This is a genomic window from Bacteroides stercoris ATCC 43183 (assembly GCF_025147325.1).
GTDB lineage: Bacteria > Bacteroidota > Bacteroidia > Bacteroidales > Bacteroidaceae > Bacteroides > Bacteroides stercoris.
This window is the reverse complement of record NZ_CP102262.1, coordinates 1-24,647: the sequence shown is the minus strand read 5'-3', so window position 1 is coordinate 24,647 and position 24,647 is coordinate 1. Positions and strand designations below refer to the sequence as shown.

Sequence of the window (24,647 nt, the reverse complement as noted above, 5' to 3'; positions counted from 1 at the left end):
TAATGCTCGTAATACAACTTAAAAAACACGCTACGGTTAATTAACGAGAACACCCGGTTAAATCAGGTTAATTTGTTAGGAGTGTTAATTAGGGAGTGTTAATTTTGTGACTATGAAAAAGTCGACAATATGGATATTAGGCGTCGTTATGGGCCTTTCCTTCATCAGTTTGCTGTATCTGCAGATCAGCTATATTGAGGAAATGGTGAAGATGCGTAACGAGCAATTCGATGAATCGGTGAAGCGTGCTTTGATGGCTGCTTCAAAAGATGTGGAGTCTGCGGAGGTCGACCGTTGGTTGCGGGAGGATATCTCCGAGGCTGAGAAGAAAGCGTGGGAGCAAAGCTCACAAGGTAAGGGAGTGGTGCAGACGCAGCGTTTTACGGTTACATCACCGGACGGTACAAGGTATTCGGCTATCGAACTGAAGACATTTACCAACGAAGCATCAGAACTGCCCAGGGCAATGATTTCGCGTAAACACGGAACGAAAACGATACCCCAGACATCGCGTTCGCTGGCGGATGCCATAAAGAACCGTTATCTGTATCAACGCGCCTTGCTGGATGAGGTGGCCTGGCAGATGATTTACCGTGCCAGTAGCCGGCCGATAGAAGAACGGGTGAATTTTAAGAATCTGGACCAGTATCTGAAATCGGGGTTGATTGACAACGGTATCGAGTTGAACTATCACTTTAAGGTGATAGACCGGGACGGCAGGGAAGTGTATCGCTGTTCGGATTACAGCGATGAAGGCAGTGAGAGTTCCTACTCGCAGCCCTTGTTCCTGAACGACCCGCCTGCCCGTATGAGTATCGTCAAGATACATTTTCCCGGCAAGAGGGATTATATCTTCGATTCGGTCAGCTTTATGATTCCATCGATGATATTCACCTTTGTGCTGTTGATAACGTTCATCTTCACGATTTACATCGTGTTCCGCCAAAAGAAGCTGACGGAGATGAAGAATGACTTTATCAATAATATGACGCACGAATTCAAGACGCCGATTTCAACCATTTCGTTGGCGGCGCAGATGCTGAAAGACCCGGCGGTAGGCAAATCTCCGGCAATGTTCCAGCATATATCGGGTGTCATTAATGATGAGACGAAGCGGTTGAGGTTCCAGGTAGAGAAGGTTCTCCAGATGTCGATGTTCGACCGGCAGAAGGCGACGTTGAAAATGAAGGAATTGGATACCAATGAACTGATTACCGGCGTAATCAATACGTTTGCCTTGAAAGTGGAACGGTACAACGGGAAGATTGAGTCGGACTTGAAAGCAACCGATCCGATAATCTTTGCAGATGAAATGCACATCACGAATGTGATTTTCAATCTCATGGATAATGCGGTGAAGTATAAAAGACCGGATGTGGACTTGCAGTTGATGGTGAAGACCTGGAATGAACCGGGTAAAGTGATGATTTCGGTGCAAGACAACGGTATAGGTATTAAGAAAGAAAACTTGAAAAAGATATTTGATAAGTTCTATCGCGTGCATACAGGTAATCTGCACGATGTTAAGGGGTTCGGACTCGGACTGGCTTATGTAAGGAAGATTATTCAAGACCATAAGGGGACCATCCGTGCGGAAAGCGAACTGAATGTTGGAACTAAATTTATTATTGCATTACCTCTATTAAAAAATTGATTGATATGGATGAGAAACTGCGTATTTTATTGTGCGAAGATGATGAGAATCTTGGCATGCTTTTAAGAGAATATTTACAGGCAAAAGGTTACGCTGCCGAGTTATATCCCGATGGAGAAGCAGGATACAAGGCTTTCCTGAAGAATAAATATGACCTGTGTGTGTTTGACGTGATGATGCCGAAGAAGGATGGCTTTACTTTGGCACAGGAGGTTCGCGCAGCAAATGCGGAAATTCCTATTATCTTCTTGACGGCCAAAACCTTGAAAGAAGATATTCTGGAAGGTTTCAAAATCGGTGCGGACGATTATATCACCAAACCGTTCAGTATGGAAGAGCTGACTTTCAGAATTGAAGCTATCTTGAGACGTGTCCGTGGCAAGAAGAACAAAGAAAGCAGCATTTACAAGATTGGTAAGTTTACGTTTGATACCCAGAAACAGATTTTGTCAACGCCTGAAAAGCAGACCAAACTGACTACAAAAGAATCCGAATTGCTGGGCTTGCTTTGTGCACACGCCAACGAAATCCTGCAACGTGACTTTGCATTGAAGACTATCTGGATTGACGATAACTACTTCAATGCGCGTAGTATGGACGTATATATCACCAAATTGCGTAAGCACCTGAAAGAAGATGAATCTATCGAGATTATCAATATTCACGGAAAGGGATATAAACTGATAACTCCGGAAGCCGAGTCCTGATGGGAATCCGGCTTCGGACAATGGAAAATAAAAAAAGGCGGTTGCAGTGCAATCGCCTTTTTTTATTTCTTTTTCTCGGTATTAATCCGCAATTCTCTTGTTGATAAGAATGTAAGAAATCAATCCTATTACAATTAAAACAGCGCTGGTGCCCAGAATCGCGTTGTTGTTTACATTGCCGGTAAAAGAACATGCAACCAGGATTACAGCTCCTACCAAGATTAATATCAATCCCAGATTTTTTAATAAGCCTTTCATGTGTGTGTATTTTAATAGATTATTATTTTCGTATTCTTGTCACAAAGAAAAGCATAATTCTTTAACAAGCGAAATTATTTTTGCAAAAAAACTATTATTCGCTTAATTTAGTTGGTTTTCAGCTCTTCCCTATGGATTTACGGTTAGTCTTTCGTATTGAAAAATATTTTTCTCAGCACTTCCTGGCTCACGCTCAGCTCCTCAATGGTGATGCCTTGCAATGCTTCCTTTAACGTCTGGTTGGCTATGACGCGGGCGCGCTCTTCCAGTTCCTTTCCGTCTTTAGTAAGGTGTATCAGATTGGTGCGGCGGTCTTTTTTATCGGAAATGCGTACTACAAGATGCTGGCGCTCCATATTATCTATAAGGCGGGTCATGCTGGGTTTGTCTTTAAAGGTTGCATTGCACAACTCTTGCTGCGTAACTCCGTCTTTTTCCCATAAAAAGATGAGGACAGTCCACTGCTCCGGAGTGATTTCCAAACCATTCTGCCTGAAGTTGCGTGATAATTTACGGTTAATCGCGGCAGATACCTTACCATTCAGAATAGCGAATATCAGCTGGATGTCAAAGTTAAATTGCTCTATCATGAAATTATTGTTTAAACAACTTTGCAAATATAGTACAACTTGGATACAATACAAAATAAGTCCGCTTATTTTTGCAGTTCAAAATAAAATGCCTACCTTTGCACCCGCATTTAATAAACAAATAATTTATTTATTTAATTAAACGAGTATGAATCAATACGAAACCGTTTTCATTTTGACTCCCGTTTTGTCTGATGTTCAGATGAAGGAAGCGGTAGAAAAATTCAAAGGCATCCTTACTGCTGAAGGTGCTGAGATTGTAAATGAAGAAAACTGGGGACTGAAAAAGCTGGCTTATCCTATCCAGAAGAAGTCAACCGGTTTCTATCAGCTGATTGAGTTCAATGCAGAACCTACTGTAATTGAGAAATTGGAAATCAACTTCCGTCGTGACGAGCGCGTAATCCGTTTCTTGACTTTCAAGCAAGACAAGTACGCTGCAGAGTACGCTGCGAAGAGAAGAAGTGTTAAATCAACTAAAAAGGAGGATTAATCATGGCACAACAAGTTCAATCAGAAATCAGATATTTAACTCCGCCCTCAGTAGACGTTAAGAAGAAAAAATACTGCCGTTTCAAAAAGAGTGGTATTAAGTACATCGACTACAAAGACCCTGAATTCTTGAAGAAATTCTTGAATGAGCAAGGTAAAATCCTTCCGCGTCGTATTACCGGTACTTCTTTGAAGTTCCAACGTCGTGTAGCTCAAGCTGTGAAGAGAGCACGTCACTTGGCGTTGCTGCCTTATGTAACTGACATGATGAAATAATAGGAGGAGGAAAGTATGGAAATTATATTGAAAGAAGACATCGTAAACTTGGGTTATAAGAACGACATCGTAACCGTTAAATCCGGTTATGGTCGTAACTACCTCATCCCGACAGGAAAAGCTGTCATCGCTTCTCCTTCTGCAAAGAAAATGCTGGCTGAAGAGCTGAAACAACGCGCTCACAAGCTGGAGAAAATCAAAAAGGATGCTGAAGAACTGGCTGCTAAGCTGGAAGGCGTATCCTTGAAGATTGCTACTAAGGTTAGTGCTACAGGTACTATCTTCGGTTCTGTAGGCAACATCCAGATTGCTGACGAGCTGGCTAAACTGGGTCACAACATCGACCGTAAGATTATCGTTGTTAAGGATGCAGTGAAAGAAGTTGGTAACTACAAGGCTATCGTTAAGCTGCACAAGGAAGTTTCTGTGGAAATTCCTTTTGAAGTAGTTGCTGAGGAAGCATAAATATAGAATTCTATATAAAAGGAAAAGTCCGGTTTCTGAAAAGAAGCCGGACTTTTTTGATTTTCTCCCTTTCCCGGTTATTTATTTGGGATGGAGTGATGTTTCATGATAAGACAGATGTTTAAATGGCAAGATGTCTTCTTGTGCTGATTGGATATAAAAAAAGTCTGTCCGTACTTTCGTACGTCAGACTTTCAATTCTCTCTAATTGTTGTTCTGAAATTATTCAGCTACAACTGCTGCGCTATCTGTTGCAGTAGTATCAGCTACTGATGCTGCTGCCTCAGCTGCTGCAGCTTCTACAGCTGCGATTGAGTCAGCGATACGGATTGAATCAGCTGTTGCTTGTTCAGCGTTAGCTGCTTTGTTACCACAAGATGCGAAAGATACTGCTACGATAGCTACGGCCATCAAAACTAATTTTTTCATTTTCTTTACTTTTAAAACGTAATACAATCAATTGCTTTATTAAAACGCTGCAAAGGTATGTACTTTTTGGATATGTTGTTCTCCAAAACCCAACTTTTTTTATACTTTTTTTTGAGGAAAGCCCATTTTGCCCTCTTCAAGCATGTTCTATAACATATTAATCCTCTGCAATGCTGTTGTATAAATACCTTTTGATACTTCTTTTCGGGGTTTTCTCAAATTCTGTAGGATAAAGCTGTATTTGGCTGACTTTTTCGTAAGCGGCAACGCTGTTGTTCAGATTCTTGAGATTTTCATCCATGATGGTCTTCAGGTTTTCCGGATTGTTCAACCCTAAAGAATCCAGTGCCTCATAGTCGGCATAGACCAAAGCTACCAATTTCCTGTTGCGCTCAATCACAAGGCTTTCCAAAACGAACGGCATATTGTTGAGGCGGGCTTCTATTTCTTCCGGGAAAATATTTTGTCCGCTGGAGCTAAGAATCATAGTTTTGCTGCGCCCACGGATATAAAGGTTGTTATGCTCGTCCAAAGTACCTAAATCGCCGGTACGTAGCCAACCGTCTTCAGTAAAAACCTCTTTGGTGGCTTCCGGATTTTTATAATATCCAACCATTACATTCTCACCGCGTACCTGTATTTCGCCAAGTCTGTCATCCGGATTTTCTTTATAGATGCGGGCTTCCATAATATCAAGTACCCGTCCGGAAGAAGTGGTTACGAATTCGTTCCAGGGAGCGTAGCTGATAAGCGGGGCGCATTCCGTCATGCCGTATCCGATGGTGAAAGGAAATTTGATGCGATGGAAGAATTCTTCCACTTCCGGATTCATGGCAGCGCCACCGATAATCACTTCTTTGAATCGGCCACCTAACGCATCTACCAATTTCTTACGGATTTGCCCATATATCTGTCCGTCCAGCAAAGGAATGCTGAGCGCCCATTTCATGGACTTTTTGTTGATAATAGGCTGGATGACGTTCTTGTATATCTTTTCGATAACAAGGGGGACGGTTATAATCAGGTTTGGCTTTACTTCTTCAAACGCCTTCATCAGGATTTTGGGAGAAGGAACTTTTCCTAACAGTGTGACATGTGTACCCACGGCCGTAGCGGTCAGGAAGTCGAAAGCGCAACCGTAAGCGTGTGCCAGTGGTAGAAAAGAGAGTACTTTATCTCCTTTCTTCAGCAGTTCGGTACGTATGCCGAAAGTTACGTTACCTGCCAGATTGTTTCCTGTCAGCATGACACCTTTACTGAAGCCTGTTGTACCCGAAGTATAGTTCAACAACATTATTTTGTCGTTGGAGAGGTCGGTATAAGTTACATCTTCCCGTGTGAAACCATTCGGATAAGTTTCTTCCATTTTATCACCCAGATGTTTGAGGAAACGTTGGATAGTCTCTCCGTCACGCTGGTACAAACAGCGAAAATCGTTGAGAGAGAATACACCGCGCAATCCGGTAAGCCGTTCTTCTTCCAGATGCTCCCAGATGGCATCACTGGTGAAGAGGAATACCGATTCGGAATGATTGACGATGTGATGTACATCATTGGGGTTGAAATCCTGCAGAATAGGAACCACGATGCCGCCATAGGTGATAACCGCCATATAAGCGATGCACCAACGGGCATTATTCTTGCCGATAATTGCTATCTTATCGCCGCGGCGCAGGCTGCAATACTTGAACAGAAGGTGTAATTTGGCAATTTCCTGCGCTACTTCTCCATAGGTATAACTTTCGTTTTCTCCATAATCGGTGTAACAGGGAAGATCCCAATTCTCGCGGAAACTATGCTCGTATAGCTTGATAAAGTTTTCTTGTATCATTGCACGTTTTTTGATGAATTGTGCAAAAGTAGGAAAAATATAATAATAATGTGTACCTTTGTCGTGAAAATGTGATTTAGACTCATGATAGATACCAGTATATTTCAAGATAAGACAGCGGTTTACTATACGTTGGGGTGTAAACTGAATTTCTCGGAAACTTCGACTATCGGTAAGGTTTTGCGGGAGGCAGGCGTGCGTACGGTGCGCAAGGGAGAGAAGGCGGATATATGTGTGGTAAACACCTGTTCGGTCACCGAAGTGGCGGATAAGAAGTGCCGCCAGGCAATTCATCGTTTGGTGAAGCAGCATCCGGGAGCTTTTGTGGTGGTAACGGGGTGCTATGCCCAGTTGAAGCCGGATGCCGTAGCAAAGATAGAAGGTGTGGATGTAGTGCTGGGTGCGGAGCAGAAGAAAGACCTGCTTCAGTATCTGGGCGATTTGCGGAAGCACGAAAGCGGAGAGGCACATACCTCTGCCTTGAAAGATATCCGTTCGTTCGCTCCGTCGTGTTCGCGTGGCGACCGTACCCGCTTCTTCCTGAAAGTGCAGGACGGTTGCGATTATTACTGTTCTTATTGCACCATTCCTTTTGCCCGCGGCCGCAGTCGTAACGGAAGCATCGCATCTTTGGTGGAACAGGCTCGTCAGGCAGCCGCCGAAGGCGGTAAGGAGATTGTATTGACAGGGGTAAATATCGGCGATTTCGGTAAGTCGACGGGAGAAACCTTCTTCGACCTGGTAAAGGCGTTGGACGATGTGGAATGCATTGAGCGCTATCGCATATCTTCTATTGAACCTAACTTGCTGACGGACGAAATCATTGAGTTCGTATCCCGTTCCAAGCGGTTTATGCCTCATTTCCATATTCCGTTGCAATCGGGTAGTGATGAAGTGCTGAAACTGATGCGCAGACGATATGATACGGCGTTGTTTGCTTCTAAAGTGAAGCGGATAAAGGAAGTGATGCCCGATGCCTTTATCGGTGTGGACGTGATTGTAGGAACACGTGGAGAAACGGAAGAATACTTTGAGCAGGCATACCGGTTTATTCAAAGTCTGGATGTGACGCAGCTTCATGTGTTCAGCTATTCCGAACGTCCGGGTACGCAGGCTTTGAAGATAGAGCATGTGGTGTCTTCCGAGGAAAAGCACAGACGCAGCCGGCTTCTGCTGGATTTGTCGGACGAAAAGACACGTGCGTTTTATGCCCGCCATATCGGGCAGACAATGCCTGTGCTGTTGGAACGTTCTAAACCGGGAACGCCGATGCACGGTTTCACTCCGAATTACATCCGGGTGGAAGTGCCGCATGATGATGCGTTGGATAATCAGGTAATTCCGGTGCGTATGGGCGATTTTAATGAAGAAGGCACGGCGCTTTCGGGAGCGTTTGGCGATAAGTGATTTACTCAGTAATCTGTAATAAGGAATTGACAAGGTGAAATCAAGATTGATTTATTGGTTGACTTATGCGGGCATGTGGTTGTTGGCCTTATTGCCTTTTAAGGTACTTTATATACTGTCCGACGGGCTTTGTTTTTTGATGCATCACGTCGTGCACTATCGGCGCAGAGTAGTACGTGCTAATTTGTGCAATGCGTTTCCTGAAAAATCCGCGGCTGAACTGCGGGATATAGAGCGTGAGTTCTACCGTTATATCTGTGATTATATGTTGGAGGAGGTGAAGATGCTGCGTATGTCTTTCAAGGAGCTCTGCCGACGCATGGAATATGACAATAAGGAAGAGTATCTTGCCATGATTGAAAAACATGGGGGTATTGTGTTGCTGATACCGCACTATGCTAACTTTGAGTGGATTACGGGAATGAGCAGTATCATGCAAGAGGGAGATATACCGGTGCAAATCTATAAACCGTTGCATAATAAATATATGGATGCTATGTTTAAACGCATCCGTACCCGTTTTGGCGGTTACAATGTGGCCAAACATTCTACGGCGCGCGAGATTATAAAACTGTGCCGTGACAACAAGCGTGTGGCGGTAGGTATGATAACCGACCAGTCGCCCAATCCTAACGAGGCGCATTACTGGACAACTTTCCTGAATCAGGATACCGTCTTTATGGATGGTGCCGAACGTATTGCCAAACTTATGGACTTTCCTGTATTCTACTGTGAACTGCAAAAGCAGGGAAGGGGATATTGCCGGGTTCGTTTTGATCTGATAACCGAAACTCCGAAAGCGACTGCCGACGGTGAGATAACGGAATGTTTTGCCCGTCGCCTGGAACAGACAATCCGTCGCGAACCGCCCTATTGGTTCTGGTCGCATAAGCGTTGGAAACTAAAGCGTGAGGATACCATACAACATGGATAAGATTGCTGTTGTCATATTGAACTGGAATGGGTGTGAAATGCTTCGTTCGTTTCTTCCTTCCGTAGTGCGCTATTCCAAGACGGAAGGTGCGAAAATTTATGTGGCGGATAACGGTTCGACAGATGCTTCCGTTGATATGCTTCGCCAAGAGTTTCCTGACGTGCATCTTATTATATTAAAAGAGAACCTCGGTTTTGCCGAAGGGTACAACCTTGCCTTGCAGCAGGTGTCCGCAGAGTATGTGGTGCTGCTTAATTCCGATGTGGAAGTGACCGGACACTGGCTGGCGCCACTTGTAAGCTACATGGACGCTCATCCTGAAGTTGCGGCATGCCAGCCTAAAATCCGGAGTTGGCGGCAAAAGGAACTGTTCGAATATGCAGGAGCGGCCGGCGGATTTATAGACCGTTACGGTTATCCCTTTTGCCGGGGGCGGATAATGAGTGCAGTAGAGAAAGACAACGGACAGTATGATACTGTCGCTCCTGTGTTTTGGGCTACAGGCGCTGCCTTGTTTATCCGTCGGAAAGACTATTTGGATGCCGGCGGATTGGATGGACGTTTTTTCGCTCATATGGAAGAGATAGACTTGTGCTGGCGACTTCGTGCCCGCGGGCGGATGCTGGTTTGTGTACCCCAAAGTACCGTTTATCATGTAGGCGGTGCAACCTTGAAAAAGGAGAATCCTCATAAGACTTTTCTCAATTTCCGTAACAATCTTGTAATGCTCTATAAGAATCTGCCGCAAGAAGAATTGGGGCCTGTAATGCGTGTGCGCGCAGTGCTTGATTATGTTGCGGCTTTGAGTTTTCTGCTCAAAGGGCAGTTTCCCAATATGTGGGCAGTGCTTCGCGCACGTCGTGCATTCCATTTGCTCCGTCCCTCGTTTGCGGATGCCCGTAAAGAGAACTTGAAAAAAACATCACTCCCGATGATTCCCGAACGGGTAAAAAGTAGTATCTTGGTAGGGTTTTATCTGTGTGGGAAGAAATTTTTCTCTCAGTTGTAGGAACTGTTATCTATTCTTGATTGTTTGTTTTGTAAAAGTTATTTGCTTATGGAAAAATTGGTTAGAAAGATTGGCCTGGTGGCGCATGATGCCATGAAGAAAGACCTCATAGAGTGGGTACTTTGGAATTCGGAATTGCTTATGGGGCATAAGTTCTATTGTACGGGTACTACGGGAACCCTTATTTTGGCAGCATTGAAAGAGAAGCATCCCGATGTCGAATGGGATTTTACCATTCTCAAATCCGGTCCTTTGGGCGGTGACCAGCAAATGGGCTCGCGCATTGTGGACGGGGAAATTGATTATCTTTTCTTCTTTACAGATCCCATGACTTTGCAGCCGCACGATACCGATGTTAAGGCTTTGACCCGTCTTGCCAGCGTGGAGAACATCGTGTTTTGCTGTAACCGCAGTACGGCAGACCATATCATTTCGAGTCCGCTCTTCCTTGATCCTACTTATGAACGTACTGTTCCCGATTATAGCAACTATGCCAAGAGGTTCGAGAACAAGCAAGTCGTTGCCGAGGCGGTTGAATCGGCTAAGAAAAGAAAGAAGAAGCAATAATTCATTCTGTGCATATAATGAGGCGGGGATGTCCGAAGTGCCTGTACAGGGTTGCTTTTGTTTTAAGTAGCTATTGCTGTCGCTTCCCGTGAGATGCAAATCTCTATTCCCGCCGCTTCGATGTCTGCCCCCATTGGCGGATTGCGCTTTGATAACTTTAATTCAATATTTTCTATTTGGGGAAAGTCGCCGAACAACCGTTTCACAATACGTCCTCCGACATGTTCCAATAGCTTGGAAGGAACCTTCATTTCTGCCTTTACGGCTTCATACACATCTGCGTAGCTCACGGTATCCGCCACATCATCGGTCTGCATGGCAGGTGCGATGTTTACTTGCAGTCGCAGGCTGACGGTGAATTCGTTACCTGCCAGTGTTTCCTGTTCGCCTACACCGTGGTGGGCGAAAAAGCATATCCGGTCTAAAAATATGTAGCTTTTCATAAACGAAAAAATAGTCTCTCATGCAAACTTATGGATAATATTTTTGTTCTACAACTCGTGGAGCACGATTTCTATGCTTTTTTGCAAAAAATGGCGTGAAAATTTTCATTCTAATTATATTTCTATAACTTTGCATTGAAGTTCGGTAGCGACTGTAGCTTGATTTTTTAAGGAGAAAAATATATTAGAAGCGTTGTGCTTTGTCCTCTAAATGGAAACCTAGGAAATTTTCATTATTTAACGAAGGACAGCACAGTGGATTCTCACGTTTGTAGCGTGGGACTGCTGTCTGTTTTCGTTAAAGGGCTATTCCTAGGGCCTCCATTTAGAAACAGCACGCAGCTCCACGTTTCTGTTTCTAACCGGTCCTTTCGGAGTTTGGAGGACGCATGCTTCCGGTCTGCCTGTGCAGACAGAAGTTTATAAGACGTTTATGCAGATAAGATTGTTGCTGTTTCTGTTGTGCATATTTCTCATGACTCCGATTGATGGGTATGTAAAAGCCGGTAATGGGGAAGATACCTTGTACTACGCCGGGCGAACATTCAGTCCGAATTCGAGCATCGGGCGCAATAACCATTCGTTGTTGCTGAAGACCAATGCTGTGGCGTGGGGGATGACGGTTATGAACGTAGCGGTGGAGTATGATATTTCGCCTGCAATTTCTGTCCTTATTCCTTTTTACTATTCTCCTTTCAATTATTTTACTTCTTCCCGCAAACTGCGCATTTTCTGCGTGCAGCCCGAAGTGCGTTATTGGTTCGGGCAGGTGGATGGTCTTTTTACCGGTGTGCATATCGGGGTGGCTTCTTACAACTATGCTCTTAAGAACAGTACATATCGCTATCAGAATAGCGATACGGGTGTTCCATTGCTGAACATGGGGCTTACTGCCGGTTACCGGCTTTCACTCGGAAAAGGCGGGTGCTGGTGTCTGGAGTTTTCTTTGGGAGCGGGATATGCTTATCTGGCTTATGACCGCTTTTTCAATATTCCCGGTGGTGCTTATGTCGATACTCGTCATAAGAATTTTTTCGGCATCGACCATGCGGGTATTTCAGTGGGCTACCGTATTGATTGGAAAGGAGGCCGGCGATGAAACAACTGTTTGTGGCTGTCTGTAGCTTGCTGTCTGCACTCTTGTGGGGAGGATGCAGCGTACGCGAATTGCCGGAAGGCGATGGGATAGACCCTACAACCGTACATACCGAAATTGTCCTGCTACCCGGTGCTGATATGACACAGTTCGATGTTCCGGAGTTCTCTACACGTACCGCCGGTGTGCACAAGTACAAGGTGCGTTATATTGTGGAAGTATATGCCGATGACAGGTTCGACCAAAGCCTGCAATTCCGCCGTCAGTTGATTTGTGAGGAAGGAGATGCAGGAGAAGTGGCATTGGAATGTGAACTTCATGCACGTAACTATCGGGTGGTGGCATGGCGAGACTTTGTACTTGCTGCCGAGGTTTCCGACAACACTGCTGCCGACTGTTTTTATACCACTTCCGATTTTGCTGCCGTCAAGCTGAAAGGCGATTATACGGGTGGAACCGACTATAAAGATGTGTTTTGCGGACAGGTAACCCTCGACCTTACCCCTTATCGTTGCCGTTTGGCAGCCCGTCATCGCGAAGAGATACAATTGGAACGTCCGCTGGCGAAAATAGAGTTGATTACTACCGATGTCATCAAGTACCTCAACAAGTTGGAACAAATGAAGTCTGTCCGTCCTGCAGGCATAGAAGATTTTACGGTGCAACTGGGTTACACCGGTTATTTCCCCACAGGTTTTAATGTCGTTTCCAACCGTCCCAATGAGGCGGTCACAGGTATACAATTTACTTCCGTTCCCATTGTTATTTCCAACAATGAGGCTTGTCTGGCTTTCGACTATGTGCTGGTGAATGGTACGGAGTCTTCCGTTACGCTGGAAATGGTTATCTGCAACGAAAAGGGACAGGAGGTGAACCGGGTCGGCGGCGTGGAAGTGCCCGTCAGACGGAATAGGATTACTACGGTGCGTGATGCGTTTCTTACCCGTGAGTTCGCTCCCGGCATCGGTATCAACCCCGGTTTCGACGGAGAGATAAATGTGGTGGTTCCCTGACGGCTTATTTAAACATGACTTATTCAAACAGAATAAACAGATGTCTCATTTTAAACAAAACGAACATGAAAAAGTGTTTTTTATTAATGGCAGGTATTATCCTGCTTGTATTCGCAGCCTGTCAGAGTGACGAGCTGGCGAATGGCGGAAGAAACGGCGAAGTAGCCGCCTCTTTCAGTGTACAGTTGCCTGGGAACGGGAACAATGCTGTAACCCGTGCTGCAACGGCGGGTGACGGTACATCGGTGAACCGTTGTATCATGGAAATCTACCTGAACGACGAACTTTATAGCCGGCAGATAGGTGCGATTCAATCGGATGGTCTGACGGCCGGCTTTGATGTCCGCCTGGTTACTTCACAGACTTATAAGTTCGTATTCTGGGCAGACCACGTCGAGTCAGTGGAAGATGATGCCATAAAGACCGATTTGCATTACAACACTGCCGACCTTCGTAACATTTCCATGCAAGGGGATTATAACGGAAGCAGCAAGGATGATACGCGGGATGCTTTCTTTGCCAGTCTGGAGAAGCTGGTGACTAATGCTTTTTCTGAAAATGTGGAGCTGACCCGTCCGTTCGGACAGTTGAACATCAAAACGGAAGATTTGGCTTCTATTCCTAATAATCAAAAAGAAGCATTTGTTCCGGTAACGGCGGGCTTGTCATTCAAGAACCTTTATACCGGTTTTAATGCTGCCACGGGTGACTTGCTCGGCGAACCGACGGCTGTAGCTTACAAAGCGGCTTCGGATGTGGCGGATGCCAACGGTAACCTGACTGTGGACTATCTCTTTGCACCGAATACAGCGGGCGGACAACATCTGGTAAATATGACGCTTGCCGTATACAACGCTGCCGGTGAGCAGATTACCACGAAAGACCTGAATAACATACCTGTTCAGCGTAACTACAAGACGAATGTAACGGGTAATTTACTGACGGTTGACGGTAAGGTAAACGTAATGGTTACTCCTGCATTCTCTTCTCCTGCTTTAAGTGAAAAAGTAATAGAGGTAGCATCCGTAAGCGAAGTGGCTGAAGCCTTGAAAACCAATACTAATGTGGTTGTAACGGAAGCACCGAAAGAAGCAGCCACTATTTCACTGCCCAAATATGAGAGCGGGGATGTTGCGGTATCCATAACATTGCCTGAAACATCGAATGACATAACCATTAATTATGCGACAGAAACCGGAGGGGATAGTAAAAATGCTCCTAAGGAACTGAATATAACGACTCCTTCCGTCAGCAAGATAATCATTGACGCTTCGGAATCTACCGTAACGTTGAACGGACAGTCTTATACGGCTGTTGAGGCTACTACAGCGGATAATACGCTGATTGTGGGGAAAGATGTTACAGTTGCAGATTTGACCGTTAAGAAAGGCAATGTGGAAATTTATGGAACGGTAAACAATATCAACTTTACAGACAACGGCGGTTATGTTACTGTTTACAGCGTTTCCACTGCCGCACAGCTTAAGGCGGCCGGTGCTTTGGTAACCCAAAAGAAGTGCCGGAAAATTGTATTAACTGCCGATATAGACCTCAACGGAAGCAGTGAAAATCTTTGGGAACCGATGAATGCAGAATACAATGCACTCAAAAACGGAGAAGCCAACCTTGAAGAGTTTGACGGTGGCAACCACACCATCCGTAATCTTTATGTTGATAATGTTACGAATAAAACAAATACTAAAGGAAATTATTATGGTGGTCTGTTTTATGTACTCAACGGTACGGTGAAAGATCTTACTATTGATGGGGCAACAGTAACTTGTTTCCGTGGTGCAGCATTAATAGGACGATTGGACGCCGGATTGGTGGAAAACTGCCACGTGAAGAATGCCAGGATATATAGTGAGCAAAAGGCCGGCGGGCTGGCGGGTTATGTAAACAACAGCAGCCAAGATTTGATTATCCGCGGATGTTCTGCATCGGATATAACACTCGATAAACTTTCAAGTATGGATGAAGCCTATATGATGGGAGGTTTTATCGGTTATTTGCAATCTTACGAACGGAATACGCTCATCGAAAATAATAGTGTAAGCAATATTGCCATAAATTATATATATACTTCTCCTGACGAGGTTACGGATAAGGTTGCTGATATGGAGCAGACCTATTGCCATGCATTTATCGGAAATGTGATAAACACTTCTAAGAAAGACGAATCATACAATAAGTATAGCGTTGTTTTGAAGAACAATCGAGTGGATAAACAGCTTGAAAATGCCGTAACTTGTGACCGTACCAATAATTATATAGGTTGGTGGGCAGGTGACTACAATCTTAATGGAAATAATGTCTCTTACTCCACTAAATTGGTGATTGACGGTGAGATTATGGACCGTTGGATAGAGGTGAAGCGCGTGGCAAACCTGCTCAGAACCGGGGGAGATATTTCCATTTATCGCTATGTAGACCTGACAAAGAACAATGAATCAAGTCAGGAAATAAATATTACTGCGGAAACGGTGTTGACATTGGAGAAGAATGCCGTACTCATTGTAGGAAAACAACAAGTCAATAATAAGAGTAAACTTACAGTAAAAGGTGCAGGTGCCATGAAAGCTACCGATTACCTGCTTATGAATGAAACCGGAGCCGAATTGATTATTGAAGGCGGCATTTTCACTGCTACATCAGCTACGGATGCCAACGGAGTGGCTGTTTATAATCAGGGAAAATGCACTGTCAATTCCGGAGTCTTTGATGCTCCCGGATTTACACTGATGAATACCGGCAATGCAGATATGACAATTACAGGCGGTACTGTAAAATGTGGCGGCATAAAAACGGGATATGCGTTAATGGCGGCAGGTTCTGCTGCCAAGCTTACCGTAAGCGGCGGTGATATAGAGGCTATACAGTCTATCGGTGGCGCCCAAGTAAATATTTCGGGTGGTTCGGTGTATTGTGAGGGGACATATTATGCCTTGTATAACGGAGGCGGCAATACTTCGATTTCCGGTGGTTACTTTTATAGCCCGACAGGAAAGAATATTTATGTAGCAAGCGGAACCGTAAAAACTACCGGTGGCTACTTTAGTGATAAGTCCGCTCCTTTGGAAAGCGGTTATAAATTTCAGGATGTTAGTGTAACCGCGAATGGAAATCAGTATAACTATCAGGTAGTGTCTGAATAATAAATATCTAAATAAGATTGGTATGAAAAAGTGTTTTTTACTTAGGATAGGTATTTTTCGCTGACTATTAACGGTACAAGATACTGATCCCCCCCCCCCTTTTATGGGACATGGAACTTGTCTCTTTCGCAAGAGGAGATGATGCAACTGTTGCTTTCCGGATTACGGAAGTGTTCTGCGGTTCGGAGAGCATACGGTTTTTTTGTTTGTTTGCCTTCCCTGCGTTGCGAAACGTGGGGAAGTTTTTGTATGATTTAGTCAGTTGTTTGGTATCATAGGTCTGTTTATTAAGTAGGGGTATAGCAGAAAATTCTATGTAAGGAGATGCAATGAGTAAAAAAGCGGTGGAAAACTATTAAAAGGTCTCCACCGCTTTTTTACTCATTATCAGTCAATATGCTGTTTATCGTCCCGTTTGTGCGATCAGCTCTTTTATCTTTTCGTTCAGGCTTTCGGCTTTCATCAGTTGTTCCAGCGTCAGGTGCATACGCCAGCGCCAGTAGTGGCGCGGATTGGCAGGTACATTGATACGTTCTTCCTGCGCATTGGGGTTGCGCCATTTGCCATCCATCGACATCCAGTCCTGCAGGGAGAGGATGGCAAGTATGGAATTGCTTTGCAGGTGCTTGCGTACAACCTCTTCACAAAGTTCGGGTGTGGCAACGGCAGGAGCGGCACCGTAATGTCCGAGCATCGTGTTGTAGTAACGTTGTGTCTGCTGGAAGTCTTCTTCCCACCAGCCGCGCAAGGTGGACATATCGTGTGTGGATATGGTGCAGACAGAGCGATACGGATACCAGTCCGGATGTCCGAACTCCTGTGCCGGGTCTTTGGGCATGCGTTGTATTTCCAGGGATAGAATGCGTAAATCGTTCATTACCCATGCCACGCAACCGGGAATCATGCCCAAGTCCTCACCGCATACCAACATCCGGGTAGATTGCGTCAGTTGCGGCAGTTTGTTCATAGCCTGCTCACGCCAGAATTCGTTGTGGCGGTGATAGTAGTACTGGTCGTACAGACGGTTGAAGGCAGCCTTTTCCCAATCGTTCAGGGAACGGTAGATATAGTCGTGCTGCACACCGATACGCGGGTGGAATTTGTACGGGTCATTGCGGTCGGGCACAAACAGCACGTCGCTGATAAGCGCATACAGGCCGTCGCGTATCCAGATGCTGTCCTCATCCGTTTTGCCGGCAAAGTAGGCCTCTACCTTGCGCTGGGTATCGAATTCGGGACGCATCCGGTAAATTTCCCACGTATCTGTCGGTTCGATGAACGTCTGCTTTACGTAATCGGTATGCGGGCCGAACATCTGTCCGAGGAAATACTCGTGTATGTAAGGTTTCAGAAACTCATCGCGGAAAGAGAGACCGTAACTCTCTATCTCCTCACGCGTCATGGGCAGGGCGGGCACGAATTGTCCCAGCAGACCGTGCACAGCGTGCATCGGAATTTCCCAGATTCGGAAGAAACCGAGGATATGGTCAATGCGGTAGGCATCGAAGTATTCCGCCATTTTACGGAAGCGCTTCATCCACCACGCATAGCCGTCCTTTTCCATGACATCCCAGTTGTAGGTGGGTAATCCCCAGTTCTGTCCGTTTACGGAGAAATCATCGGGCGGTGCGCCGGCTTGTCCGTTCAGGTTGAAATAGTGGGGTTCTGTCCATGCTTCTACACTGTTGCGGCTGATGCCGATGGGTATGTCACCTTTCAGCACAACACCATTGGCGCGTGCATGTTCGGTAGCGGCAAGCAGTTGCAGATGCAGGTTGAACTGGATATAAAAGTAGATGGCTATATGCGGGTAATCGGCTGATGCCGGTTGGCAGAGCTTCTCAATCTCTGCGGCATCGTAGCTGCTGTATTTAGGCCACTCGCGGAAGTTGGGCGTTTTATAAACATCGCGCAGGTAACTGAAAACGGCGTACGGTTGCAGCCACTCTTTGTTTGATTCAAAAAAATCGTGGAAAGCTGCCGAACCCAATACTTTTTCTCCTTCTTGCTTGAATATGAGATGAAAATATTCCCACTTGGTTTTGTTGACGGCTTCGTAATCGACGGCAGGCAGGGCATTCAACTCTTTCTGCCGTTTGTTGAAGTCTGCCATGGCTTTTTTGTCCTTCAATGTTCCCAGTTGCTTCAAGTCGGTGTACATCGGATGGAAAGCATAGATGGAGATGCTGTTATAAGGATAAGAATCCGTCCATGTATGCGTCATGGTAGTGTCGTTAATGGGTAGAATCTGTACGGCTTTCTGTTTGGTGCTTACCGCCCAGTCGATCATACGCTTCAAGTCGCCGAAGTCACCTACACCGAAGCTCTTTTCGGAGCGGAGTGAGAATACGGGCACGGCAACACCTGCGCCCTTCCAGGCGGGAAGGCTGAAATATACGTAGCGGTCGCCGACAGCAAGGGTCTCGTTGGCGCCTGTTTGCGGGTCTGCCATATACCGGTTCGGATTGTTTTCCCAGCAAACGGCACGGCGTTCTTTCTTGTTATATAGAATGAATTTATATTCCAGCGGGAAGCTGATTTTGGTGGCATCCACCTCTATCTGCCACTCCGGGAAGTTGGCATCACTCATAAGCACGGCTTTGTCCGGATTCCACTCTCCGAATATAGGCTGGTTTCCGCAGATGCCCAGGCAGTGGTCACTGTCTATGCAGGGCGCGTATGCCTTTATCAGCAGCCCTTTCTTGTGTCCTTTGGGTGCGGCGTTGCGTTCGCGGTGTGCCAGAAGAGATTCCGTAAAGGCGGAAGTATAGAAATACTGCTGCTCCGGCAGGTTTTTCCAGCAATCCTGTATCCGGTACGTTTTCTTGGAAGTTCCGGAAAGGTAAAGCGTACGGGGCAGGCTGTTCCACTCTGCACGTGTATGCCGGCCGTCGCGGAAGATATGGTAGCTGTATCGGACAAGTCCGTCTTCCGGCATTGCAATGTTTACTTCCGCAGTCCAGTGGATACCGTCTATGGTCTGTAGCGGCAAAGCTTTGTCGGGATGTTCGTTTCCGAGTTCGGGGATGGAGCCTGAAACTCTGACTTCTTCACCCCAATTGGTTCTGTACTCGATATTGAATAATAAAATCATATATATTAGATTTAGAAACAACAATAGCTGCAATGATTATGCAAGTATAGAAAATATTCCTCATAATCATGCAGCTATTGCCGGCTATCTCATTTAAATTCCTATGCAAACGTTTGTGCTTGCCTGAACCTTATCCGCAACGGGATGTACCGCAGGTGGTGCAGATAAGGCAGCCTTCCTGATAAACCAGTGTCTCGTTGCCGCAATTCGGGCATTTCTGACCTTTGGCTGCGGTGCCGTCCGTAACGTATTTCTTCAAGGCACGTTCCACGCCGTTTTTCCAGGTATTGATGTTCTCGCTGTCCAGTTGCAGTGAGCTTACCAGCTTCATTACCTGCTCGATAGGCATGCGGTAACGCAGTACGCCGGAGATGAGTTTGGCATAGTTCCAGTATTCTTTGTTGAACTTCTCGGACAGTCCCTCGATGGTTACCTTGTAGCCGCGCTTGTTCTCGAACTGGAAGTCGTAACGCTTGTTGCCGTTTTCGTCAACGTTCTTGATGATGTGTCCTGTTGAAACGTTCTTCGGAAGGATGATTCCTTCATCGTCGTCCTGAAGACCGGTAAATATTTCATAAGGATATCCGTCGAGCAAACCGACGAATGCCACCCATTTCTCCTTATTGTTCTGGAAGCGTACAACGTCTGCTTCAAGCACTTTCGGGCGGGTTTCGACAACCGTAGGCGGTTTGCACGGGGGCAACTCCTCTTTTTTGTCTTTTTTGGTGGAGATAAGCACGCCCGAACGTGAGCCGTCGCGGTATACCGTACAGCCTTTGCATCCCGATTTCCACGCTTCTACATAGAGACGGTTCACCAGTTCCTCGTCTACATCGTTCGGCAGGTTGATGGTAACGCTGATGGAGTGGTCTACCCATTTCTGGATACGTCCCTGCATCTTTACTTTCATCAGCCAGTCCACATCATTGGAAGTTGCTTTATAATAAGGTGACTTCTGTACCAGTGCATCTACCTCGTCCTGTGTGTAGTGCTTGGCAGGATCGTATCCTTGCGCCTGCATCCAGGTGACGAACTTGGGATGGAATACGATGTATTCCTCGAATGCGTCTCCGGTTTCATCCACGAAATCCACATGTACGTTGGCGTCATTCGGATTGACTTTGCGACGTCGCTTGTATACCGGCAGGAATACGGGTTCGATGCCGGAAGTGGTTTGCGTCATCAGGCTTGTCGTGCCTGTCGGTGCGATGGTGAGACAGGCAATGTTGCGGCGGCCGTATTTCTTCATCTCCTCGTACAGTTCCGGGTCTGCTTCGCGCAGGCGGTTGATGAACGGGTTGTTCTTTTCGCGTTCGCTGTCGTATACTTCGAAAGCGCCGCGTTCTTTAGCCATTTCCACAGAAGAGCGGTATGCGCTCAGTGCTACGGTCTGGTGTACTTTCTCTGCAAATTCGGTAGCCTCTTCAGTGCCGTAACGCAGTCCCAATGCTGCAAGCATGTCGCCTTCGGCGGTGATGCCTACGCCGGTGCGGCGGCCTTGTCCGCTCTTTTTGTAGATTTTCTGCCACAAAACGCTTTCGGTATGCTTTACATCTTCGTTTTCCGGATCGGAGTCAATTTTGGCCATGATACGTTCTATCTTCTCAAGTTCCAGGTCGATGATGTCGTCCATGATGCGCTGGGCGAGTGCTACGTGCTTCTTGAACAAATCGAAATCGAAGTAGGCATCCGGTTTGAACGGATTGACTACATATGAATATAGGTTAATGGCCAGCAAACGGCAGGAGTCGTAGGGACACAAGGGAATTTCACCGCAAGGGTTGGTGGACACGGTACGGTAACCCAGGTCCGCGTAGCAATCGGGTACGGACTCTCTTAATATGGTGTCCCAGAAGAGTACGCCGGGCTCGGCGGACTTCCATGCGTTGTGCACGATTTTTTTCCACAAATCGGTGGCGCTGATTTCTTTCTTGAACAGAGGTTCGTCCGCGTCAATGGGATATTGCTGTACGAATGGCTTGCCGTCGATGGCTGCCTGCATAAATGCGTCGGTCAGCTTGACGGATACATTGGCCCCCGTAACTTTACCTTCTGTCATTTTTGCATCTATAAAGGCTTCCGAATCCGGATGCTTGATGGATACGCTTAACATCAGCGCACCCCGGCGGCCGTCTTGGGCCACTTCACGGGTGGAGTTGGAGTAGCGTTCCATGAAGGGAACCAGTCCGGTTGATGTCAGGGCGGAATTTTTTACCGGAGAACCTTTCGGGCGGATGTGTGACAAGTCGTGTCCTACACCGCCGCGGCGTTTCATCAGTTGTACCTGCTCTTCATCAATCTTGAAGATTGCACCGTATGAGTCGGCCTCGCCATCCACACCTATCACAAAACAGTTGGAAAGGGAAGCTACCTGGTAGTTGTTTCCGATTCCGGTCATCGGGCTGCCTTGCGGAACGATGTATTTGAAGTGGTCCAACAAGCCGAAGAGTTCTTCGGAAGTCAGTGCGTTGGGGTACTTGGCTTCGATGCGGGCTACTTCATTGGCTATTCTCCAATGCATGTCTTCCGGAGATTTTTCGTAAATATTTCCGAAAGAATCTTTGACTGCGTATTTGTTCACCCAAACCCTTGCAGCCAGTTCGTCGCCTTGGAAGTATCGTAAAGATTCTTCGTAGGCTTCGTCATAAGAATAAACTTTCTTTTCCACGATGCGATAACTCTTAGATTTAATTATGAATAAGTAAAAGTGTAGAAGTTGTACTTATTGCTAACAAATGTGGCTGCAAATCTATGAATGTTTTTTGTTATGGCAAAATAAAAATTGATGTTTTTATTAACCGGTTGTTAGTTTTCAGTTTTAATCGGTTAATTTGTTGGTTTATAATAAAATGGCTTTTTGTAAATTAACAAAAAGTTTTCTAAAAAGAAAATTCCATAACGAATACAGTTCGGGTAGTTTGTCCTTTTTAGAAAACATGCCTGCACATATTCTAAACTATTGGATGATATTCTGTGTTTCTTTTCATATATTTGCAGAAAAAAGAAAGAATGGAAAGTCTAAAACAAAGGAGAACAATCCGTAAGTATCAGCAGAAAGATATTTCTTCTGATTTGTTAAATGATTTGCTTGAAACCTCTTTCCGTGCTTCTACGGTTGGAAACATGCAGGTGTATAGCGTAATTGTAACCCGTGACGCTGACCGGAAAGCCAGGTTGGCACCGGCGCATTTCAATCAGCCTATGGTGAAGACGGCGCCGGCAGTTCTTACTTTTTGCATCGACTTGCGCCGTTTTAGCAAATGGTGCGAGCAGCGGAAGGCAGAACCGGGATATAACAATTTTGAATGGTTTGTTACCGGAGCTGTGGATGCTTTGTTGGTTGCGCAAACATTCTGTGTGGCAGCCGAAGAAAAAGGTTTGGGCATCTGCTATCTGGGTACTACCACCTACAACCCCCAAATGATTATTGAGGCATTGGAGTTGCCCGAATTGGTCTTCCCTATCACTACCGTTACCGTAGGCTGGCCGGCAGAGACTCCTGCACAGGTAGACCGCCTGCCTTTGGAAGCCATTGTCCATGAAGAAACTTATCATGATTATACTCCTGAGGATATCGACCGTCTGTATGCCTATAAGGAGTCTTTGCCTGAGAATAAACAGTTTATCGCAGAAAATAATAAAGAGACATTGGCTCAGGTCTTTACGGATGTACGCTATACAAAGAAAGACAGCGAGGCTATGTCCGAGAACCTTTGGAAAGTAATGAAACAACAGGGATTTTAATTTGAGTATAACGTATGAGGTATAAAGCGTATCCATGCAGTTTTTTGCATGATGACTTTATACCTCATACCTTATACTTTTATTCCGTACCTTATACTTTTTTCAAGGCGGTCTGAATTTCTTCGATTTCAGCGCGGAATGATTTGTCCACCTCTTTCAGTTGCTTGATTGTTTTGCAGGCATGCAGTACGGTGGCATGGTCTTTATTTCCGATTAGCGTACCTATCTTGGCTGTAGAGAAATCTGTATGTTTTTTGGCTAAATACATGGCTATCTGACGGGCTTGCACCACTTCGCGTTTACGCGATTTTGTATGTATGGCGGCATTTTCCAAACCAAAATGTTTGCATACGGTGGTGATGATGTCGTCAATGGTTATGGCTTTGCTTTCGCAGTTCACGACTTTGCGTACGATGCGTTGTGCCAACTCCAGGTCGATTTCCTTGTTGTATATCGTAGAATGGGCCATAATGGAGATGACAATGCCTTCCAGGTCGCGCACGCTGTTACCTACATTCTCTGCTATATAATCAATTACTTCCGGCGGGAATTGTAAACCGTCACGATGTATCTTATTGCGCAGGATATTTTTGCGCAATTCTACCGTGGGCTTTTCCAGTTCCGCCACCATTCCCCATTTGAAACGTGTAATCAAGCGTTCTTCCATACCTTGAAGCAGTACGGGAGCTCGGTCTGAAGTGAGAATAAGCTGTTTGCCGTTTTGATGCAGGTGGTTGAAGATATGGAAGAATGTGTTCTGCGTTTTGGTAACGCCTGCAAATTCCTGAATATCGTCAATAATCAATATGTCAATAGTCTGGTAGAAGTTGATGAAATCGTTGGTCGTATTGTTACGTACAGAGTCGGTGTATTGTACTTGGAATAAATGCGCAGATACGTACAATACGCGTTTCTCCGGATATAATTCCTTGATTTTTGTACCGATGGCATTGGCAAGGTGAGTTTTTCCCACACCTGATGCTCCATACAAAAACAGCGGATTGAATATGGTCTTAGCCGGATTGAGCGCCACTGCTTCTGCAACACTACGAGAGAGTTTATTGCTATATCCTTCAATGAACGTGTCGAAATTGTATTCCGGATTCAGATGCGGATCCAAATCGGGAACAGGTATCTGTGGAATAGCTTTATCTATCGTTTGCTTTTGTGGCATAATAGTACGGTGGGTCGACTCGTAGTTGACGGTCTTTTCAGGCCGTGAACTTTTGTCCACCATAACATTATACATCAACTTTGTTCCCTCTCCGATTACCTTATAGAGGGTCTTACGCAACAAGTCTACAAATTTATCCTCCAGAAATTCGTAAAAGAACTGGCTGGGAACTTGTACAACGAGCGTTTTATCCTCATATTTTAAGGGAACGATGGGGAGAAACCAAGTTTTATATGTCTGTTCCGGAACATTGTCTCTGATGATTTCAAGACAGCGGTTCCACAATCCGACATGATCCTGTCCACTCAT

General features: G+C 45.6%; 21 protein-coding genes. 13 read left to right on the top strand and 8 right to left on the bottom strand.

What is annotated here, in order from left to right:
* Positions 1-112: 112 nt before the first annotated feature.
* Together NQ565_RS00105 and rprY are read left to right on the top strand one after the other, a co-directional pair.
* Positions 113-1,654: a sensor histidine kinase gene (locus NQ565_RS00105; protein ID WP_005657362.1), complete on the top strand. Its 1,542-nt coding sequence runs from the start codon at positions 113-115 to the stop codon at positions 1,652-1,654.
* 5 nt (positions 1,655-1,659) lie between these two features.
* Positions 1,660-2,361, top strand: coding sequence for a response regulator transcription factor RprY (gene rprY / locus NQ565_RS00100; protein WP_005657361.1), 702 nt, complete (start codon positions 1,660-1,662; stop codon positions 2,359-2,361).
* Positions 2,362-2,442: 81 nt separating this feature from the next.
* Here rprY and NQ565_RS00095 read toward each other — a convergent pair whose 3' ends face one another.
* Both NQ565_RS00095 and NQ565_RS00090 read right to left on the bottom strand, forming a co-directional pair.
* The gene (locus tag NQ565_RS00095) at positions 2,443-2,619 is read right to left on the bottom strand and encodes a hypothetical protein (RefSeq protein ID WP_005657360.1); all 177 of its coding nucleotides are present in this window, start codon (positions 2,617-2,619) and stop codon (positions 2,443-2,445) included.
* Positions 2,620-2,762: 143 nt separating this feature from the next.
* A complete protein-coding gene (locus tag NQ565_RS00090) occupies positions 2,763-3,209 on the bottom strand; it encodes a MarR family winged helix-turn-helix transcriptional regulator (protein WP_005657359.1) in 447 nt (148 codons plus the stop codon).
* Positions 3,210-3,357: 148 nt separating this feature from the next.
* On the opposite strand from NQ565_RS00090, the gene rpsF reads away from it, so the two are divergent.
* From rpsF to rplI, 3 genes are read left to right on the top strand one after another with little or no spacing between them, the layout of a single operon-like run.
* Entirely contained in the window at positions 3,358-3,702 is a 345-nt protein-coding gene (gene rpsF, locus NQ565_RS00085) for a 30S ribosomal protein S6 (protein ID WP_005657357.1), read from the top strand.
* A gap of 2 nt (positions 3,703-3,704) precedes the next feature.
* Positions 3,705-3,977: a 30S ribosomal protein S18 gene (gene rpsR / locus NQ565_RS00080; protein WP_004288442.1), complete on the top strand. Its 273-nt coding sequence runs from the start codon at positions 3,705-3,707 to the stop codon at positions 3,975-3,977.
* 15 nt (positions 3,978-3,992) lie between these two features.
* Positions 3,993-4,442: a 50S ribosomal protein L9 gene (gene rplI, locus NQ565_RS00075; RefSeq protein WP_005657356.1), complete on the top strand. Its 450-nt coding sequence runs from the start codon at positions 3,993-3,995 to the stop codon at positions 4,440-4,442.
* 222 nt (positions 4,443-4,664) lie between these two features.
* On the opposite strand, the gene NQ565_RS00070 is transcribed toward rplI, so the two are convergent.
* On the bottom strand, positions 4,665-4,871 hold the full coding sequence (locus tag NQ565_RS00070; RefSeq protein ID WP_005657353.1) for a hypothetical protein: 207 nt from the start codon (positions 4,869-4,871) through the stop codon (positions 4,665-4,667).
* A 157-nt stretch (positions 4,872-5,028) separates the two neighbouring features.
* A complete protein-coding gene (locus NQ565_RS00065) occupies positions 5,029-6,702 on the bottom strand; it encodes a long-chain fatty acid--CoA ligase (RefSeq protein ID WP_022103304.1) in 1,674 nt (557 codons plus the stop codon).
* Positions 6,703-6,786: 84 nt separating this feature from the next.
* Here NQ565_RS00065 and mtaB point away from each other — a divergent pair, with 84 nt between their 5' ends.
* Genes mtaB through NQ565_RS00045 form a run of 4 tightly spaced genes read left to right on the top strand, consistent with a single transcriptional unit; the run spans position 6,787 to position 10,619 of the window.
* Positions 6,787-8,109, top strand: coding sequence for a tRNA (N(6)-L-threonylcarbamoyladenosine(37)-C(2))-methylthiotransferase MtaB (gene mtaB, locus NQ565_RS00060; RefSeq protein ID WP_005657347.1), 1,323 nt, complete (start codon positions 6,787-6,789; stop codon positions 8,107-8,109).
* A 34-nt stretch (positions 8,110-8,143) separates the two neighbouring features.
* Positions 8,144-9,043: a lysophospholipid acyltransferase family protein gene (locus NQ565_RS00055; protein WP_040316217.1), complete on the top strand. Its 900-nt coding sequence runs from the start codon at positions 8,144-8,146 to the stop codon at positions 9,041-9,043.
* The gene (locus NQ565_RS00050; RefSeq protein ID WP_005657343.1) at positions 9,036-10,052 is read left to right on the top strand and encodes a glycosyltransferase family 2 protein; all 1,017 of its coding nucleotides are present in this window, start codon (positions 9,036-9,038) and stop codon (positions 10,050-10,052) included. The genes NQ565_RS00055 and NQ565_RS00050 overlap by 8 nt, the downstream gene beginning before the upstream one ends.
* A gap of 48 nt (positions 10,053-10,100) precedes the next feature.
* The gene (locus NQ565_RS00045) at positions 10,101-10,619 is read left to right on the top strand and encodes a methylglyoxal synthase (protein ID WP_005657341.1); all 519 of its coding nucleotides are present in this window, start codon (positions 10,101-10,103) and stop codon (positions 10,617-10,619) included.
* Between the two features lie 62 nt (positions 10,620-10,681).
* Here NQ565_RS00045 and folB read toward each other — a convergent pair whose 3' ends face one another.
* On the bottom strand, positions 10,682-11,062 hold the full coding sequence (folB, locus tag NQ565_RS00040; protein ID WP_005657339.1) for a dihydroneopterin aldolase: 381 nt from the start codon (positions 11,060-11,062) through the stop codon (positions 10,682-10,684).
* A 433-nt stretch (positions 11,063-11,495) separates the two neighbouring features.
* Between folB and NQ565_RS00035 the strand changes: the two genes are divergently transcribed.
* From NQ565_RS00035 to NQ565_RS00025, 3 genes are all read left to right on the top strand, one after another.
* Positions 11,496-12,161 (top strand): DUF3575 domain-containing protein, encoded by a 666-nt coding sequence (locus NQ565_RS00035; RefSeq protein WP_175455995.1) that lies wholly within the window; start codon positions 11,496-11,498, stop codon positions 12,159-12,161.
* Positions 12,158-13,171: a DUF6562 domain-containing protein gene (locus NQ565_RS00030; protein WP_005657336.1), complete on the top strand. Its 1,014-nt coding sequence runs from the start codon at positions 12,158-12,160 to the stop codon at positions 13,169-13,171. The genes NQ565_RS00035 and NQ565_RS00030 overlap by 4 nt, the downstream gene beginning before the upstream one ends.
* Before the next feature lie 65 nt (positions 13,172-13,236).
* Positions 13,237-16,326: a DUF6562 domain-containing protein gene (locus NQ565_RS00025; protein WP_005657334.1), complete on the top strand. Its 3,090-nt coding sequence runs from the start codon at positions 13,237-13,239 to the stop codon at positions 16,324-16,326.
* A gap of 403 nt (positions 16,327-16,729) precedes the next feature.
* Here NQ565_RS00025 and NQ565_RS00020 read toward each other — a convergent pair whose 3' ends face one another.
* Together NQ565_RS00020 and NQ565_RS00015 are read right to left on the bottom strand one after the other, a co-directional pair.
* Complete coding sequence (locus tag NQ565_RS00020; protein ID WP_005657332.1) at positions 16,730-19,420, bottom strand: 4-alpha-glucanotransferase; 2,691 nt, start codon at positions 19,418-19,420, stop codon at positions 16,730-16,732.
* 130 nt (positions 19,421-19,550) lie between these two features.
* Complete coding sequence (locus tag NQ565_RS00015; protein WP_005657331.1) at positions 19,551-22,088, bottom strand: adenosylcobalamin-dependent ribonucleoside-diphosphate reductase; 2,538 nt, start codon at positions 22,086-22,088, stop codon at positions 19,551-19,553.
* 341 nt (positions 22,089-22,429) lie between these two features.
* Between NQ565_RS00015 and NQ565_RS00010 the strand changes: the two genes are divergently transcribed.
* The gene (locus NQ565_RS00010) at positions 22,430-23,164 is read left to right on the top strand and encodes an NADPH-dependent oxidoreductase (protein WP_016661853.1); all 735 of its coding nucleotides are present in this window, start codon (positions 22,430-22,432) and stop codon (positions 23,162-23,164) included.
* A 91-nt stretch (positions 23,165-23,255) separates the two neighbouring features.
* On the opposite strand, the gene dnaA is transcribed toward NQ565_RS00010, so the two are convergent.
* Complete coding sequence (gene dnaA / locus NQ565_RS00005; protein WP_005657328.1) at positions 23,256-24,647, bottom strand: chromosomal replication initiator protein DnaA; 1,392 nt, start codon at positions 24,645-24,647, stop codon at positions 23,256-23,258.